Genomic DNA, 16,601 nt, shown 5'->3' with positions numbered 1-16,601 from the left:
AAGCGTCGGGATTCCGCACCATGTTCTGATTCCACGCCAACGTGGTTGCCCCCTGCCCGCCCCCGGTGTATTGCAAAGTTCACATTCTTTTCGCCAACACATTCCCGCAAAGGAAGCACACATGAACGAACTCCTATTCACCCAACCCTACCGCATACGGTCCTATGAAACCGGGTACGACTGGAAAGTCACGATCCCGCCCCTATGCAACCATTTGCAGGACATTGCCTCCATGCATGCCGAACGCCTCGGCTTCGGCTATGCGGACCTGCACGCCATGGGCTGCGCGTGGGTATTGGTGCGTGCCTTTTTGCGCATGGACGCCCTGCCCGCCTTCGGCGAGGTCGTGGACGTGACCACCTGGCCCTCGGGCGCGGGCCGCACGGCAGCCACACGCGACTACGAAATCCGGCTCGACGACCGCATAGTGGGCCGGGCTACCAGCGCATGGGCCATCATCGACCTGGAGTCGCGCAAGGCCGTGAACGCCGAGGAAATCATGGCCAAACGAAAAAGCCCCGAACGGGACCGGGCACTGGAATTCGAATCGCGCGCCGTCAAACGCATCCGCGAAGGCGAGCACCGGGCAAATGTGCTGGCCCGGCAGGGCGACGAAGACGTGAACCGCCACGTAAACAGCATCCGGCAGGTGGAATTTCTACTGGAATCGTGCCCGGTCGAATGGAAGGAAACCCGGCAATGCGTGGCCGCGGACGTGCAGTTCCGGGCCGAATGCCACGCCGGGGAAGAGCTGGTCGCCCTGTGCAGCCCGCAGGACGACGGCACGGCACGGCATGCGCTGTTCCGCGCCTCGGACGACCGCGAAGTGGCGCGCATGCAGACATGGTGGCAGGAAAGGAAATGAACCACGCCCCGGCAAACGACATCACCCTGCGTTTCGACTGCTCGGGGGTGGACTGGGAACAGGCCTGTACCATTTTCGAACGCGCGCCCCTGGGGACCCGCAAACCTGACAGGCTGCGCACGACATTTGAAAACAGTGCGCTGGTCTGCTTTGCATGGCACGGAGGGCGCACCGTGGGCCTTGCCCGCGCCCTTTCCGACCATGTAGTACAATCCGTGATATACGACCTGTGCATGCTTCCGGAATATCAGGGCAGCGGACTGGGCACGCGCATGATGCGCGCCATGCTGGACAGGCTGGAAACGCCCAACGTGCAACTGCACTCCGTGCCGGGCAAGGAAGGCTTTTACGAACGGCTCGGCTTTTGCGTCATGCGCACGGCCATGCTGCTTTCCGCAGACCCGGAAGACATGCGGCGCAAGGGATATATCAGGTAGCCGGGTCCACCCCGCATCCGGCGAATCCGCACTTGAGCAACTCCAGCAGGGCCCGGGCCATGCCCCGGTCGTAGCGCCCCTCCTGCCGCAACAACTGGCCCGCAACAGTCAGGGCCTCCTCACCGGAATGATACGGCCGCTCGGCAATGGCCGCGCTGAACGAATCGGCCAGTCCGCACAGTCTGCCCGGCAGACTGACGGCGTCGCCACGCACCCCCTTGGGATAGCCGGTGCCGTCCAGCCGCTCGTGATGTTCCATCACGCACTGCTCCACAATGCGGTCGTTGACCTTCAGCCGGGTGAGCATGCCCAAAGCGAGGTCCGGGTGCCTGCGCACGGATTCCTTGTCCCGGTGCAGCAAAATGCCTTCCTTGTCGCGGATAAAGCCCGGCACCATGGCCATGCCCATGTCGTGCACGGCCAGCCCGAGGGCAAGATGATTGAGGTTGGTGCGCTCAAGCCGGGTCCGGTAGCGCATGGCAAACACGCCCAGCCCCACGAAGGTGCTGTTCACGCCGTGGGTGGCCGCGTCGTACTGCTTGTCCAGCGTCTTGAGCAGAAACTCGGTGCGCCCCGGATCGATCCAGATATATTCACACAATATGCTCAGGTCGCGTTGCAGATCCTGCAACCGTCCGGCAATGGGCTGCTCGAAAAAGGCGTCCAGCGTCCGGCGCAGGGCAAGATAGAATATTTCGGAAACCTCGTCCGGGTTCAGGTCCTGCTCCACCAGCACCAATCCGAGATTGCGGCTCAGGTGCACGGCATATTCACGGTAGTCCCGCCGGTCCAGATACAGGTTGCCCGCCCGGCAGTGGTCGGCCACTTCCTGCTGCCGCTTCTCGCTCAGGCGGCTGTCCGCCCCGGCCAGCAGACGGACCGAACCGAGCTCCTCGTCCCAGACATGCAGATTCACTGGCGGACGAAAACGCGGAAAGCTCTCCAGTATGTTGGGACTGATCTGCAGGAAACGCTCTTCGAGCTGGACATCGTCTTCGGGCTTCATGACGGCCTCCGTGCGGCAGAACGGTTTTCCATGATCCAGCATACCCGTTTTCGGGCAAAGGTTGCAAGAGCCCCGGTCAACGCGCCCTTGCCCCGAAAAAGACGACACGCTACACTGATGCGGCAAACCAAACGGAGAAACAATGAACGACCATGCCAAGGCCGTACTGGAGGCCATGCGCCAGCGGCGCAGCATACGCAAATTCACGGACCAACCCGTGGAGCGTGAGCATCTGGAGGCCATGCTCGAGGCCGGACGCTGGGCACCCAGCGGACTGAACAACCAGCCGTGGCGCTTTCTGGTGATCCGCCCGGAGGATCCCCGCGCAGAACGACTGGCCGATTGCACCAAATACGCCCACGTCGTGCGCCAGGCTCAAGCCCTCGTATGCGTGTTGCTGGAAAAGGAAGCCATGTACAGCCCCATGAAGGACCATCAGGGCGCGGGCGCCTGCATTCAGAACATGCTGCTGGCCGCCCACGCCAAAGGGCTTGGGGCCGTGTGGCTCGGACAGATCATCAATGATCAGGCCACAGCGCTGAACGCCATGGGCCTCGACGAGAACACTTATGAACTTCAGGCCGTTCTGGCCGTGGGACACCCCGCGCAGAAAGGAAGTTCCGAACGGAAAACCATGAACGAGCTGCTTCTGGAGGCGCTTTGATGCACATAAAGACCATCCCGCTGGGTCCATTGGAAACCAACTGCCATATCCTTGCCGCAGACGGTCTCGCCGTTGTGGTGGACCCGGGCGGCGATCCGGCTCCGGTGTTGCAATACCTTGAGGAAAACGGCCTCAAGGCGGCCAATATCCTGAATACGCACCTCCATTTCGACCACACATACGGCAATGCGGCCTTTGCCCGGGCCACCGGTCTGCCCATACTGGCCTGCGCCGACGACCTGCCCCTGCTCTCGTCCGAACTCGGACGCGGCGGCATGATGGGGCTGCCCGTGGTGGAAGAGTATGAAATACAGGAGATCAAAGCAGGCGAGCACGAATTTGCGGGTATGCGCTGCGAGGCATTCCACACGCCCGGACATTCCCAGGGCAGCCTGTCCTTCCATTTTCCGGACGCGGCCGTATGCTTTGTGGGCGACCTCATCTTCTACCGTTCCATCGGCAGAACCGACTTTCCCGGCGGCAGCCTCGAGGTGCTCAAGAAATCCGTTGCCGACCACATCTTCACCCTGCCCGGCCACACGAAACTCTTTCCGGGCCACGGACCTGACACCACGGTGGACGACGAGAAAAACCACAATCCGTTCTTTTCGGAATTTCGCACGGAGGCGCAATGAGCGAGGTCATGAAGGCCGACATTCGCGGCAAGTGCTGAGGCGTGAGCATGGAGGTAAGTTGGTACCTCCGTTTTGCAAAGACCGATCAGGTCGAGATACTGGCGTCGCCCGGTTCGGCGGATTCCGTGCGCTATGCCATGGACATGCACCCGGACTGGACCATCGAGTCCAGTGAACAGGGTCCGGACCTTCTTTTCACCTTCCGGCGCAAGGAGCCGGTATACGACAAGTAAGGAGCGACCATGCACGACACGGCTGTCATTTATGCCTGCAGCCACCGCAAGGGTAATTCCGATACGGTGGCCCGAATCCTGAAGCAGGGTGTTGCCGAGGCCGGGGGAACGGCCCGGATCATGACCGTGCGCGACCATGAGGTCATGCACTGCAAGGCCTGCGGCCACTGCGACCGCAACGTGGACGGCCGCCTTGAAGACCGCTGCATCCTCGGACCCAAGGACGATGCGGCCGTCCTGTTCGAACCGCTCTTTTCCGCACGGCTGGTCTTCTTTTCCACGCCCATATACTTCTATCACCTGCCGTCGCGCTTCAAGACATGGATCGACCGCGGCCAGCAATTCTGGAAGGCGCGCATGGACAAGGAAGCGTGGGTGGCGGATCTTCCCGTGCGCAAGGCTCACAGCGTATTCGTGGCAGGGCGTCCCACGGGCGAACGCCTGTTCGAGGGCGCGCAACTCTCCCTCAAATACTTCCTGTGGAACTTCAACATCAGCCCTGGCGAATCCATGTGCCTCCGCGGGGTGGACGCTCCGGGCGACCTCGACGAGCAGGACGAACAGGCCCGCGCCATCCGCGCCATGGCTGCACAGGCCTGGAAACAGAGCCTCGAATGAGCATGGTGCGCCGCGCTCTGGCCCGGCTGGCACGGCTCGCCACCACGGGCCGGGGCCGTTGCGCCGTGTGCGGCACCCAGCACGCCCGAAACAGGCTCTGCCCCGAATGCGCCGAACACCTGCGCCCGCGCACCGGTGGATTCTGCCCGCGCTGCGGCCTGATCTTCGGGGAAAACAACGACCCCGTTCACCTCTGCGCCGCCTGCCGCACCACGCCGCCGCCGTGGGACGCGCTGGGATTTCACGGCCCGCATGAAGGACTGCTGCGCGAACTTGTACTGGCCTTCAAATTTCGGCAAGGACTGCACCTTTCGGCCCTGCTCCGGCATATGATCACCCAGGCGCAGGTCCGCATGGACACTCCGGCTCCGCAACTGGTCATTCCGGTGCCCCTGCACAAAAAACGTCTCGTCTGGCGCGGCTACAACCAGAGCCTTGAGCTGGCACGCCCCGTGGCGCGGACAGCCCAAGCCACGCTGGACCGCAACGCGCTACGCCGTACCCGACACACCGAACCGCAGACGCGGCTCAAACCGGACCAACGACGCACGAACATCCGGGGTGCCTTTGCGGCCGACGGTTCCGTGCAGGGAAAAAACGTGCTTCTGGTGGACGACGTGCTGACCACCGGAGCCACCCTGACCGAGTGCGCGAGGACCCTGCGAAAGGCCGGAGCCGTGCGCATCGACGTGCTGGTTTTAAGCGTGGCCGGGAGGCAATCGTGACCATCATGCGTGAAATGCAAAAAAAACACGAAATATTTCCCTCAGAGGCTTGACTAAACGCGTTGATTGCGGCTAGCTTGCCGTCTCTTACGAACGGAGGATATTTTTATGTTTGCTATCATCGAGGCTGGCGGGAAACAGTACCGCGTTGAAGAAGGCCTTGAATTCAATGTAGATCTCATGAAGGCCAACGCTGGCGACACGCTGGCTATCGACAAGGTCCTGTTGGTGGACGCCAAGGGCGACACCAAGATCGGCGCTCCCTATGTGGACGGCGCCAAGGTCGAATGCGAGGTTCTCGGACACACCCGCGGCAAGAAAGTCATCGTCTTTCACAAGCTGCCCAAGAAGGATGCCCGCAAGACCCAGGGTCACCGTCACGACTACACTCAACTGAAAGTCAAATCCATCACCGCCTAGCGCGTGAGGGGAGGATATCATGGCTCATAAAAAAGCTGCTGGTAGTTCCAGAAACGGTCGCGACAGTGCCGGACAACGGCGAGGCATCAAGCGCTTCGGCGGTCAGTCCGTCGCAGCAGGCAACATTCTTGTGCGCCAGCTCGGCACCAAGGTCCACCCCGGCGAGGGCGTGGGCATGGGCAAGGACTACACCCTGTTCGCTCTGGTGGACGGCGTGGTCACGTACGAAAAGTACACCCGCAAGCGCGCAGTCAAAACCCGCGTGCACGTGCTTCCGGCCGAAGCCTAGGCTTTCCGGAAACTTTTTTCGAGGGCAGGAGGCACATGCCTTCTGCCCTTTTCGTGCGCTCTGGACCACGGGGCGCAACTGGGGTATTACCCAAACAAATTTCCTGATGCTGGCGCAAAAGGCCGGAGGCATGCATGCGATTCGTTGACGAGGCTACCATCACAGTTCGTTCCGGCAAGGGCGGCAACGGCTGCGCGTCCCTGCGCCGCGAGGCCAACCGGCCCAAGGGCGGACCGGACGGCGGCGACGGCGGCAAGGGCGGCGATGTCATCATGCGCGCCTCCAACCGGCTCATGACCCTGTACGATTTCCGGCTGCGCAGGCTGTATGAGGCGCGCAACGGCCAGCCCGGCATGGGCCGCGACAAATATGGCAAGGCCGCCGACGACCTGTACATCGACCTGCCCGTGGGCACGCTGGTCTATGAAGTGACCGAGGATGAAAATGGCGAGCGCCACGAAAAGCTGCTCACGGACCTTGTCAGCGACGGCACGGAGTTCGTGATCTGCAACGGCGGCGAAGGCGGCCGGGGCAACATCCATTTCAAATCGTCCACCAACCGCACACCCCGCTTTGCCGAAGAAGGCAAGCCCGGCGAGGAAAAACACCTGCGCCTCGAGCTCAAGGTATTGGCGGACGTGGGCCTGCTCGGCCTGCCCAATGCGGGCAAATCCACCTTCATCTCGAAAGTTTCGGCAGCACGGCCCAAGATCGCGGCCTATCCCTTTACCACGCTGGTGCCCAATCTCGGCGTGGTGGAAGATGAAAATTTCCAACACATGGTCATCGCGGACATCCCGGGCCTCATCGAAGGTGCCAGCGAAGGACAGGGGCTGGGGCACACATTTCTCAAGCATGTGGAGCGGACCCGCTTTCTGGTGCACATCCTTGCGGCCGAAGACCTGAATCGGGAAAACCCCCTTGACGGCTACGACATGCTCAACGAGGAGCTTGAGTGCTTCAACAAGGACATGTCCAAAAAGCCCCAGATCCGCGTCATCAACAAAATCGACACTCTTGCCCCGGAAGAGCTGGAACAACTCCGGCAGGCCTGCGGCGATACGACGGTTTTTTTCATTTCGGCCCTCACCGGTCAGGGTGTGGACGCGCTGCTCGACGAAATGTGGCGGCAGCTCCGCGCGCTGGAAACTGCGCAACAGGAAGCCGGAGACCATGAGCAATAGTCGCAACGGCCGCGCCCACCTGCTGCAGGATGCCCGACGCATCGTGGTCAAGGTGGGCAGTGCGGTACTGACCACGCAGGACGGCATCAACCGCAAGACCATCATCCGGCTGGCCGGTCAACTGGCCCGGCTGCACGACAGGGGCATCGGCATTGTACTGGTGTCCTCCGGCGCAGTGGCAGCGGGGCGCACCCGCATAGCGGAGACTCTGGGCAGCTCGGTGGCCGGAGCCATCAGCGACCTGCCCGCGCGGCAGGCTGCATCCGCCGTGGGCCAAGGGCGCCTCATGCACGACTACGACGAGGCCTTCGGCTGGTTCGGCAAGGCCACGGCCCAGATACTGCTGACCCGCGATGGCCTGCGCGACCGCAAGAGATTTCTCAACGCCCGCAACACACTGGAACAACTGCTGGCGTGGGATGTCATCCCCATCATCAACGAAAACGACACCGTGTCGGTCAAGGAACTCCAATTCGGGGACAACGACACGTTGGGCGCCATGGCCGTGGGCCTGATCGGCGCGGACCTGTATATCAACCTGACCTCGGCCGACGGCGTATTCGACAAGAACCCGGACAAGAACCCGGACGCGGCCTGCATGCCCCTGATCGAGAACATTGCCGCGCTGGACATCGACGCCATGTGCGACGGCAAGACCGCATCCGGCTCGGGCGGCATGTATTCCAAGCTCCGGGCAGCGCGCCGCGCGGCACAGCTCGGCGTGCCCACACTCATCGTATCCGGAAAAAACCGGTTTTCCCTTGAGCACGCCCTGGATGACAACGGTCCGGGCACGCTGGTGCTGCCCGAGGACCACACGGTTTCCAGCAAAAAATTCTGGATGGCCTACCACGACGAACCTGCCGGGACCATCACGGTGGACAGCGGTGCTGCCCGCGCACTGACAGCCAAGGGCAAAAGCCTGCTGCCCGCCGGCATCACCACGGTCAAGGGCTGTTTCGAGCCCGGCGCGCTGGTGCGCATCTGCACGCAGGACGACACCACCATCGGCGTTGGCCTGACCAATTATTCGTCCGACGACCTGAACAGCATCAAGGGCTTGCGCACCTCGCAGATCGAAGCCCTGATCGGTCCGGTACATTACAAGGAAGCCGTCCACCGGGACAACCTGTTGCCGGACGCTGCCATCTGAACCAATTCCCATAATTCCATTCGGAGCACTCACCCATGAAAATATTGTTCATCGGCGACCTGCACGGCAATGCGCCGCGCACACGCCAACTGCTCGACATTGCCGACACCGCCAACGTGGACATGATCGCCCTGTTGGGCGACATTCTCTACCACGGACCGCGCAACCCCCTGACCGAGGGATACGACCCCAAGGCCACCGCGCAGATGCTCAACCGGTACAAACAGAAGATCGTATCCGTGCGCGGCAACTGCGACAGCGAAGTGGACCAGACCCTGCTGGAATTCCCCATGACCTGCGATTTCGCATGGCTGGTTGCGGATGGAAAACGCATGTTCCTGACCCACGGACACCTGTGGTCCCCGTCCAATCTGCCCCCGCTCATGCCGGGCGACGTGTTCGCCTCCGGTCATGTGCACTTTCCGTCCGCCCGGGTGGAAAACGGCATCCACATATGGAACCCCGGCTGTCCCTGCCTGCCCAAGGAGGGCTCGGTTGCGGGCTATGGCCTGTATGAAAACGGCGTGTTCCGCGCCATGGACATGGACGGCAACACGGTTCTGGAAGACCGCCTGTTCCCCGCAACCATGACCGAGCAGAAAACCGCCTGACGATCACAAGCCCGGGTTTTCATTCGCACACAAGTGGCGTATGGTCCCTCTCCAACGCATCAACAGGCGGAACACCATTGTCCAAGCTCTATCTGCACAGAAAACTCCAGTTCGTTTTCGGGGTCACACTCATGGCTGTGCTGGGTGTATCCAGCATCATCCCTGCGCTCCCCGACATCATGCAGGGCCTGCACATGACCCCGGCCACCATAGGCACGGTCATTGCCGCGTTCACCCTGCCCGGCGTGCTGTTCTCGCCCCTTGTGGGGGTTCTGGCAGACCGCTTGGGGCGAAAAAAAATCCTCGTCCCGTCCCTGTTTCTGTTCGGAATCGCCGGTTTCTGCTGCTTCTTTGCCCGCGACGTGCGCACCCTGCTGGTACTGCGATTCGTGCAGGGCATGGGGGCGGCCCCGCTGGGCGTGCTCTACGGAACCATGATCGGCGACCTCTATTCGGGACGCGACCGCAGCACTGCCATGGGCTATAACGCCGGCGTGCTCTCATTGGGCACAGCCATATTCCCGGCCATCGGCGGCGCGCTGGCAATGCTGGGCTGGAACTGGCCTTTCGTGCTGCCGTTGCTGGCCATTCCCCTCGGACTGGCCATCACCCTGCGCATGAACAACCCCGAACCCCGCAGCAAGGTGGGGCTGGGCGCCTACATGCGCGATACCCTGCAGCAGATGCGCTCCAGAAGCGCACTGGTGCTTTTCGCCACCACGTTCCTGACTTTCGTGATCCTCTACGGCCCCATCGTGACCTACCTGCCCATACTCCTGAACCAGCGCTTCCAGTCCACGCCCGCCACCATCGGCTCGGTGTTCCTTGCCGCTTCCCTGGCCACGGCATTGGCGTCATTCCGGCTGGGCAGTCTGGCGGAACGATTCGGAAACAGGGCGTTGCTGGCCACCGGGGCACTGTTCTACGGACTCTGTATGGTGGGCGTGCCGAACATGCCCGGATTCTGGCTGACCATCCTGCCCGTGAGTTGCTTCGGCATTGCCCAGGGCCTGAACATACCCACGGTCATGACCATGCTCACCTCCCTGGCCCCCATGGAACAGCGCGGCGCGTTCATGGCCGCCAACGGCATGATCCTGCGCCTTTCCCAGACCGCCGCGCCCATGCTCATGGGCGGCATCTACGCATGGCTGGGCATGGAGGCCGTGTACATGAGCGGCCTGCTCTGTGCCGTGGCCATCCTGTTGTTGGCAATCTTCGGGGTCGAACCCGGCACGAAAAACTCACCTGTCTGATTTTTTTGGGAGAATCCCCCATCCTGTTCAGGTCGGCACAAAACAGGTGCCGACAGCCGTTCCCCCGGCACAGGACTATAGTCCTAACGCATCCCGGCCGATAAGAAGGCAAAGGGAAGCAGGAAAATGCAACAATTCAGAGCACACATACAACATCATTTCAACCCCTTGCACGTTTATTGCCGATTGCGTGAATTGGGACTTTCCTATGATGCGGCACGAACCCTGTGCGGTTGCTACGAACGGTTCGTGTACCGTCTGGTCGCACCCTGAGCCCGTGATCCGGGCATTCTAAAGCCTTCATATAAAAAAAGGAGTTATACCTATTGCCTTGGACCAAGGCTCTCTTCTATCATGAAGCACTTTAGTATACCCCATTGCACACGGAGTGCAGGACCAAGGAGGCATGGTGCAACAATTCCCGCAGATTCTGGGTGTTTTCTCAATGCTCAAGGAAGGTGATATCGGCACGGGCGGAACCAAACGCAACCGTGAAAATATCACGTACTGGTATGTGAGAATCCTGTCGCCCGATGATTTCGAGGTGCAGCCCCTGAACCAATACCATGTGCCGTCCGGCATCAAGAATTCGGTCAAAAAATCCCAATTCCTGACCACCTACACTCCGGAACCGGCCTACTACCGCATGAACACGGTCCCGGCCCTTGAGTCACTGGCACGCAAAATACGGCAGGGCAACGAAGCCTTTGCAAACGGCGACCTCAACGAGGCGGAAAGGCAGTTCATCAAGGCGCTGATGATCGACGACCGCAACGTGGATGCCAACATGGGGCTCGGAAAGGTATATGCGGAGAAAAATGAATTTGAAAAACTGAAAAAGGTTCTGGAGACGCTGCTGTCCATCGACGAGGTCTTTGTGGAGGAACAGCGCAAGCGGTTCAACGAATTCGGCATCAGCCTGCGCAAAAACGGCTATTATGACGAATCGCTCCGGTATTACAACAAGGCGCTTGAATTCACGAAGAAGGACGAGAACCTCTACTTCAACCTCGCCCGGGTTCATTATGAACGGGGCGACCGTGACGGGTGCATGAAGTCCCTGAAAAATGCGCTGGACCTGAATCCCTCATTTGTCGAAGCGCAAAAATTCCTGAGTCACTGCGAACGCCTTTCCGCATGAAGCGCAAGCACTTCAGAATTCCCAGTGCCGGTCCAAAATCAACCACCCGGCCGTACACAATGCCCAGACAGCATTGAAGACCAGCACGAACGCGATGGCCGATCCGATCCATTGCCCGTTGGCATGAAGCAACGCTTCGAGAAACATGAATGCGCTGGGCACCAGACTGATCAGCAATCCCTTGCGAACCAACCTGTTGGACAAAAACGGCAACAGGAACAACACACCCCACAGTGACCAGACCACCATGCGGGGCACGGCCCAGCCGAGGCAGAATCCGGCATCCCCGACCCGCACAGGCACCTCGAACCCCACGGCCACGGCTCCCCGCAACATAAGGCAGGCAAGCAAACTACCGATGGAACCTGCCAGCACGCAGTTGAAAAGCTGACGCAAGACCCTCACACCGATCCTCCCCGTATGGTATGAAAATACCGCAATCCATACCGGAAGGAATGATAATCATCACGGAAACACTTCGTAACATCAGACCCTGACTGTTCCCTTGCGCAAAACCAGCGCCAGCCCCAGCCCGGCCCCGAACGCCCACGCCAGGTTCAGACCGAGGGCAATGCCGCACATGGCCAGCGTCACGAACATGTCGCTGCGTTTTCTGAGGTCCATGATAGCCAGTCCCAGCTGAACTCCGGCAAAGACAAGCAATACGCCAAGCGCGGCAAGGGGAATCAGGCGCAGGACAAGCAACGCCCCGGCGCCAAGCCCCAAGGCCAGCACCAGGAAACCGCCGCCGATCAGCAGGTTGGAACCGGCGGTTCTCGCCCCGAAACGATAATGAGCGGCCAGCCCGCCTGCGCCGTGGCACAAGGGCATGCCGCCCAACAGGGCGGCCAGCATGTTGGCCAGCCCCATGCTCACACACAGGGCCCGGTCCGTGACCCTTCGGCTCTGTCCCCCGAAATATTCATGGCTCAGGTCTCGGTTGGCGATGACCGCATTGCCCAATGTCATGGGAATCTGCGGCAGGGCGAGGGCCAGCAGCGCCCACGTGAAATCCACCCCCGAAGGCAGGCCGAACGGCAGAATTTCCGGCAGGAAAAATCCGGCATGCACACCGCCCAACCCGGAGGCCCCGCCCAACAGCAGCCCGCAGCCGAATCCGGCGACGACCACCACCAAGCCGGCCGGGAAACGACGGCTGTTCAAAAGCAGCAGGGCGGCCACGCCCAGCACCGCACCGATGAGTGCGCCCACCGGCACCGGTCCCAGAAACTGCACGGACAGAAACGGTTCTGGGGCCCCCTGGGCCTGCTGGTACGCCGAGGTTCCGGCGATGAAGGACGCGCCCTTGGACATGAGCAGCACACCCGTGGAAAGCTGGACCCCGCGCACCACACACACGGGTATGAGGCGCGAAACCCTGTCCACAAGCCCGCTCACCCCCAAAAAAAGCAGCATGCCCGCAAGCAGCCAGCCCGAAGCCGATATCTGCGCCGGGGTTGCGGCCGTTGCAATGGCATAGGCCGAAATGACCTTCATGGGTTGCACGGCAATGGGAACCCGGTAATACAGCCCGCCCAGTATATAGAGCAGTCCCACGGAAACGAACAGCCCCACCGGATCAAGGCCGTTGACCATGATCAGCCCCATGGCCAGCGGCAACAACGTGCCGAGGTCACCCAGGGAACCGGCCAACTCCATGCGATTGAAACGAAAGGCGCTCAAAAACGTCGTGTGATTGTCGGTCATGCCACAAGGTTAGCCCAAGCCGGGCGTTCTGTCACCAGCATGATGCGCATTGCCCCGGCCATTGACTTACGGGCGGGCTTGGGCAACTATCGGCCAGTCATTGCAATGAAACGGAGCGAACATACCCCCATGAAAAAACAACCCATTTCCGAACGCGACATGAAACGCTACCAGAAGCAGGCTCGTGGCATCATCGAAACCCTGCCCTACATCAGCGAGTTCTATAAAAAAACCGTGGTCATCAAGTACGGCGGCAACGCCATGATCGACGAAGACCTGAAAAAAGCGTTTGCCCTGAACGTGATCCTGCTCAAATACATCGGGGTCAACCCGGTCGTGGTCCACGGCGGCGGACCGCAGATCGGAAAAATGCTCGAAGCGCTCAATATTCCAACCCAGTTCCGGCAGGGATACCGGGTTACGGACGCCGCCACCATGGACGTGGTGGAAATGGTGCTGGTTGGCAAGGTCAACAAGCAGATCGTCAACCTGCTCAACATGCACGGCGGCCGCGCCGTGGGCCTTTCCGGCAAGGACGGCATGCTCATCAAGGCCGAGCGCAAGGAACTGGCCATTGAAAAGGATGACACGGCCCCGGAGATCATCGATCTGGGCAAGGTGGGCGAAGTGGCCGAAGTCAACGTGGATGTCATCCGTACCATGGAACAATCCGGTTTCATCCCGGTCATAGCGCCCGTGGGCGTGGACGATCAGGGCAACACATACAACATCAACGCGGACTCCGTGGCCGGTGCCGTGGCAGCAGCGCTCGGCGCAAAACGGCTGCACCTGCTCACCGATGTTCCGGGGCTGCTGGACAAGGACGGAGAACTCATCACCTCCATGGACCGCAACGAAGCCTTTGCCGTCATCGAGGACGGCACCGCCAAGGGCGGCATGATCCCCAAGATCAAGTGCTGCCTGGAAGCCCTGCCCGCCGTGGAAAAGGCGCACATCATCGACGGCCGGGTGGAAAACTGCGTGTTGCTGGAAATGTTCACTCGTTCGGGCATTGGCACGGAAATCACGCCCTAGGGGCGTGCGCAGGGCGGCGCAGGCAGCGACGCCATTGCCGTCCGCGCATCCAACCTCGTATTTTATTTCATTTTTCCAACATATTCGCACACCATATTGCGCCAATACGCTTTTTAGGACACAATACGACCAAAACGTACCCGGAGCGTCACACGCATGTGGCTTATAATCGTCCTGACCGTATCCGTTTTCGTGACGGCCTATGTGGGCTGGCGCGTCATCGTGCCCATGTCCCGCAGAACGGGTGTGCGCATGGCAGCATGGATACTTTTGGGGGCATTGCTGATCGGACCGCCCATGATCCGCCTGCTCCGGGACAAGGGCGTACCCCAATCCCTGCTGGACGCTGTCCAGTGGGCCGACTACATAGGACTGGGTTTTATCTCCTTTGTGGTCGTGTTCCTTCTTTTCAAGGATACGGCCCTGCTCCTCCGGACCCTGACCCGAAAACTCCGGCCCAAAAAGCCGGCCCAACGCAAGATATTCTTCAAAAACCACGACCCTGAACGCCGCAGGCTGCTCATCAACACGGCCAATGCGTTCATCGTGGCCGGAGCCGCGCCCCTGACCGCCTATTCCGTCTTCGAGGCCCGCCGCATGCCGGAAGTGGTGCGGGTAAACCACCCTCTGCCCAACCTGCCCGCAGACCTGAACGGCCTGACCATCGCACAGCTTTCCGACACGCACATCGGCCCGACCATCAAGGGAGACTGGCTGGCCCGTTGCGTGGACGAGGTCAACAAACTCACCCCCGACATGATCGTCCACACCGGCGACCTCATCGACGGCCATGCCTCGTGGCTGCGGCCGGACGTGGCCCCACTGGCCGACCTCAAGGCTCCGCTGGGCAAGTTCTTCTGCACCGGCAACCACGAATACTATTCCGGGGTCCGCTCATGGCTGCGCGAGGTGGAGCATGTTGGCTTCCAACCGCTTGTGGACGAACACCAGCTGGTGCAACGCGGCAATGGCAGGCTGCTCATGGCCGGGGTGGCCGACCTCAGGGCCAGGCATATTGAGCCGTCCCACGAATCCAGCCCGCAAAAAGCCATGGCCAGCGCCCCGGCCCACCATGCATCCATACTGCTGGCCCACCGGCCCAAGTCCGTATTCGAAGCACGCAAGACAGGCGTGAACATACAGCTTTCCGGGCACACCCACGGCGGGCAGTTCTTCCCCTGGACCCACGTAATCCATTATTTCCAGCCCTACGTACGCGGCCTGCATCTGGTGGACAACACCCGCCTCTACGTCAACGTGGGCACAGGCTATTGGGGACCGCCGCTTCGGCTCGGCACCATCCCGGAAATCACCCTGCATACCCTGACCCGGGCATAACCACCACCGCTTCGGGCATTCTCTCAGGACCGACCGCATTTTGTTTCGGGCATTGATTAATCCCCGAATCTGGGGCATTTCTTTTTCAGACAATCACACAGGAGGAACAATGCTCGATCCGAAACGACTTCTGGATAATTTTCTCGATATGGTAAAAATAGACAGCCCGTCCTTCAAGGAATCGGCCATGGCCGAATACCTGAAAGACTTTGCCAAAAAGCAAGGCTGGGAAGTGCGCGTGGACGCGGCCGGACAAAAGGCCGGAAGCAACACGGGCAACGTGATCGTACGCATTCCCGGCAACGGCCCGGGCGAACCCATGGCCTTTTCCGCACACATGGACTGCGTGCCGCCCTGCCTTGGAATCGAACCGGTGGTCGAAGACGGCATTGTGACCTCGGCCGGAGAGACGATCCTCGGCAGCGACGACAAGGCCGGAATAGCCGCCATTCTCGAAGCGGCCCTGCACATGGGCGAGGAAAACGCACAGCACCCGGACCTGTTTCTGCTGTTCACCATCGCCGAGGAGTCCGGCATGCACGGAGCCAAGAACCTCGACCCTGCGGACCTGCCCGTGAAAAACGTGGTGGTCACGGACTCGGGCGGTCCCATCGGCACGGTCACGGTCAAGGCCCCGGCCAAGGCCGGGATCACGGTCACCTGTCACGGCAAGCCTGCCCACGCGGGCATGGAGCCGGAAAAAGGCGTTTCCGCCATCCAGCTCGCGGCCGATGCAATCGCGCGCATGAACCTGTTGCGCGTGGACGAGGAAACCACGGCCAACCTCGGTTCCATTTCCGGCGGCACGGTCACCAACATCGTGGCCGAAACCTGCTCGTTCACAGCCGAAGCGCGCTCGCTGGACAACGCCAAGCTGCGCTGGCAGCTGGACCACATGCACAGCTGCTGCGAGGAAGCTGCCCGAAAAATCGGGGGCACAATCGATTTCGACTATGAAATCTCCTATCCCGCGCTGGACGTGCCCGAAGACGACCCGCTGCTGCAACGCGCAGCCGCCTGTTGCAAGGCACTGGACCTGCCCTTTGCCGCGGTGCCCTGTGGCGGCGGCAGCGACGCCAACATCCTGCACGGCAAGGATTACCGGGTCATCAACATCTCCAACGGCATGACCAACGTGCACACCACCAGCGAAAAAATCGCGGTTCAGGATATTGTCGACACTGCCCGCATGATCGCCGAGTTCATGAAAAGCCCGCAATAGGCCGCACGCACGGACCAAACCCATACGGGTTCCCGCAGTTCGACTTCGGGAGCCCGTTTTTT

Annotated in this window: 21 protein-coding genes; 18 read left to right on the top strand and 3 right to left on the bottom strand. The window is 61.0% G+C overall.

The genetic code is table 11. The annotated features are described in order from the left end of the window. Positions 1-121 precede the first annotated feature (121 nt). Positions 122-865: an acyl-[acyl-carrier-protein] thioesterase gene (locus F8A88_RS02280; RefSeq protein ID WP_151149445.1), complete on the top strand. Its 744-nt coding sequence runs from the start codon at positions 122-124 to the stop codon at positions 863-865. After that, positions 862-1,302: a GNAT family N-acetyltransferase gene (locus F8A88_RS02275; RefSeq protein WP_151149444.1), complete on the top strand. Its 441-nt coding sequence runs from the start codon at positions 862-864 to the stop codon at positions 1,300-1,302. The genes F8A88_RS02280 and F8A88_RS02275 overlap by 4 nt, the downstream gene beginning before the upstream one ends. Here F8A88_RS02275 and F8A88_RS02270 read toward each other — a convergent pair. After that, a complete protein-coding gene (locus tag F8A88_RS02270; protein ID WP_151149443.1) occupies positions 1,295-2,308 on the bottom strand; it encodes an HD-GYP domain-containing protein in 1,014 nt (337 codons plus the stop codon). The genes F8A88_RS02275 and F8A88_RS02270 overlap by 8 nt on opposite strands. Positions 2,309-2,450: 142 nt before the next feature. Between F8A88_RS02270 and F8A88_RS02265 the strand changes: the two genes are divergently transcribed. The 13 genes from F8A88_RS02265 (at position 2,451) to F8A88_RS02210 (ending at position 11,237) form a co-directional block, all read left to right on the top strand. Next, positions 2,451-2,972: a nitroreductase family protein gene (locus F8A88_RS02265; protein WP_151149442.1), complete on the top strand. Its 522-nt coding sequence runs from the start codon at positions 2,451-2,453 to the stop codon at positions 2,970-2,972. Continuing rightward, a complete protein-coding gene (locus F8A88_RS02260) occupies positions 2,972-3,607 on the top strand; it encodes an MBL fold metallo-hydrolase (protein WP_151149441.1) in 636 nt (211 codons plus the stop codon). The genes F8A88_RS02265 and F8A88_RS02260 overlap by 1 nt, the downstream gene beginning before the upstream one ends. A 47-nt stretch (positions 3,608-3,654) precedes the next feature. Further along, entirely contained in the window at positions 3,655-3,840 is a 186-nt protein-coding gene (locus tag F8A88_RS02255) for a hypothetical protein (RefSeq protein WP_151149439.1), read from the top strand. A gap of 9 nt (positions 3,841-3,849) precedes the next feature. Continuing rightward, the gene (locus tag F8A88_RS02250) at positions 3,850-4,458 is read left to right on the top strand and encodes a flavodoxin family protein (protein ID WP_151149437.1); all 609 of its coding nucleotides are present in this window, start codon (positions 3,850-3,852) and stop codon (positions 4,456-4,458) included. Then, positions 4,455-5,183, top strand: coding sequence for a ComF family protein (locus F8A88_RS02245; protein ID WP_151149435.1), 729 nt, complete (start codon positions 4,455-4,457; stop codon positions 5,181-5,183). The genes F8A88_RS02250 and F8A88_RS02245 overlap by 4 nt, the downstream gene beginning before the upstream one ends. Positions 5,184-5,291: 108 nt before the next feature. Continuing rightward, positions 5,292-5,603, top strand: coding sequence for a 50S ribosomal protein L21 (rplU, locus tag F8A88_RS02240; RefSeq protein WP_151149433.1), 312 nt, complete (start codon positions 5,292-5,294; stop codon positions 5,601-5,603). Between the two features lie 19 nt (positions 5,604-5,622). Next, positions 5,623-5,892 carry a 50S ribosomal protein L27 gene (rpmA, locus tag F8A88_RS02235; RefSeq protein WP_151149431.1) on the top strand — a complete coding sequence of 90 codons (270 nt, stop codon included), beginning with the start codon at positions 5,623-5,625 and terminating at the stop codon, positions 5,890-5,892. 134 nt (positions 5,893-6,026) lie between these two features. Beyond that, positions 6,027-7,076 (top strand): GTPase ObgE, encoded by a 1,050-nt coding sequence (obgE, locus tag F8A88_RS02230; RefSeq protein ID WP_151149429.1) that lies wholly within the window; start codon positions 6,027-6,029, stop codon positions 7,074-7,076. Then, positions 7,066-8,229 carry a glutamate 5-kinase gene (gene proB, locus F8A88_RS02225; protein ID WP_151149427.1) on the top strand — a complete coding sequence of 388 codons (1,164 nt, stop codon included), beginning with the start codon at positions 7,066-7,068 and terminating at the stop codon, positions 8,227-8,229. Before obgE ends, proB begins: the two co-directional genes overlap by 11 nt. A gap of 35 nt (positions 8,230-8,264) precedes the next feature. Further along, positions 8,265-8,840: a phosphodiesterase gene (yfcE, locus tag F8A88_RS02220; protein WP_151149425.1), complete on the top strand. Its 576-nt coding sequence runs from the start codon at positions 8,265-8,267 to the stop codon at positions 8,838-8,840. A 77-nt stretch (positions 8,841-8,917) separates the two neighbouring features. Beyond that, positions 8,918-10,096, top strand: a complete 1,179-nt coding sequence (locus F8A88_RS02215; RefSeq protein ID WP_161598311.1) for an MFS transporter — start codon at positions 8,918-8,920, stop codon at positions 10,094-10,096. A gap of 126 nt (positions 10,097-10,222) precedes the next feature. Next, on the top strand, positions 10,223-10,369 hold the full coding sequence (locus F8A88_RS15830) for a hypothetical protein (protein ID WP_170283766.1): 147 nt from the start codon (positions 10,223-10,225) through the stop codon (positions 10,367-10,369). Positions 10,370-10,502: 133 nt separating this feature from the next. Continuing rightward, positions 10,503-11,237, top strand: a complete 735-nt coding sequence (locus tag F8A88_RS02210) for a tetratricopeptide repeat protein (RefSeq protein ID WP_151149423.1) — start codon at positions 10,503-10,505, stop codon at positions 11,235-11,237. 12 nt (positions 11,238-11,249) lie between these two features. Here the strand turns inward: F8A88_RS02210 and F8A88_RS02205 are convergent, their stop codons facing one another. After that, positions 11,250-11,642: a hypothetical protein gene (locus tag F8A88_RS02205; RefSeq protein WP_151149421.1), complete on the bottom strand. Its 393-nt coding sequence runs from the start codon at positions 11,640-11,642 to the stop codon at positions 11,250-11,252. Between the two features lie 81 nt (positions 11,643-11,723). Further along, positions 11,724-12,944, bottom strand: coding sequence for a putative sulfate/molybdate transporter (locus tag F8A88_RS02200; RefSeq protein ID WP_151149419.1), 1,221 nt, complete (start codon positions 12,942-12,944; stop codon positions 11,724-11,726). Between the two features lie 159 nt (positions 12,945-13,103). Here F8A88_RS02200 and argB point away from each other — a divergent pair, with 159 nt between their 5' ends. The 3 genes from argB (at position 13,104) to F8A88_RS02185 (ending at position 16,539) form a co-directional block, all read left to right on the top strand. Beyond that, positions 13,104-13,979 (top strand): acetylglutamate kinase, encoded by an 876-nt coding sequence (gene argB, locus F8A88_RS02195; RefSeq protein WP_421958088.1) that lies wholly within the window; start codon positions 13,104-13,106, stop codon positions 13,977-13,979. 156 nt (positions 13,980-14,135) lie between these two features. After that, a complete protein-coding gene (locus tag F8A88_RS02190; protein ID WP_151149415.1) occupies positions 14,136-15,317 on the top strand; it encodes a metallophosphoesterase in 1,182 nt (393 codons plus the stop codon). Positions 15,318-15,426: 109 nt separating this feature from the next. Then, positions 15,427-16,539 carry a M20/M25/M40 family metallo-hydrolase gene (locus tag F8A88_RS02185; RefSeq protein WP_151149413.1) on the top strand — a complete coding sequence of 371 codons (1,113 nt, stop codon included), beginning with the start codon at positions 15,427-15,429 and terminating at the stop codon, positions 16,537-16,539. Positions 16,540-16,601: the final 62 nt, after the last annotated feature.

Source organism: Pseudodesulfovibrio senegalensis, assembly GCF_008830225.1.
GTDB classification, from domain to species: domain Bacteria; phylum Desulfobacterota; class Desulfovibrionia; order Desulfovibrionales; family Desulfovibrionaceae; genus Pseudodesulfovibrio; species Pseudodesulfovibrio senegalensis.
This window is presented reverse-complemented; position numbering and strand designations above follow the sequence as displayed.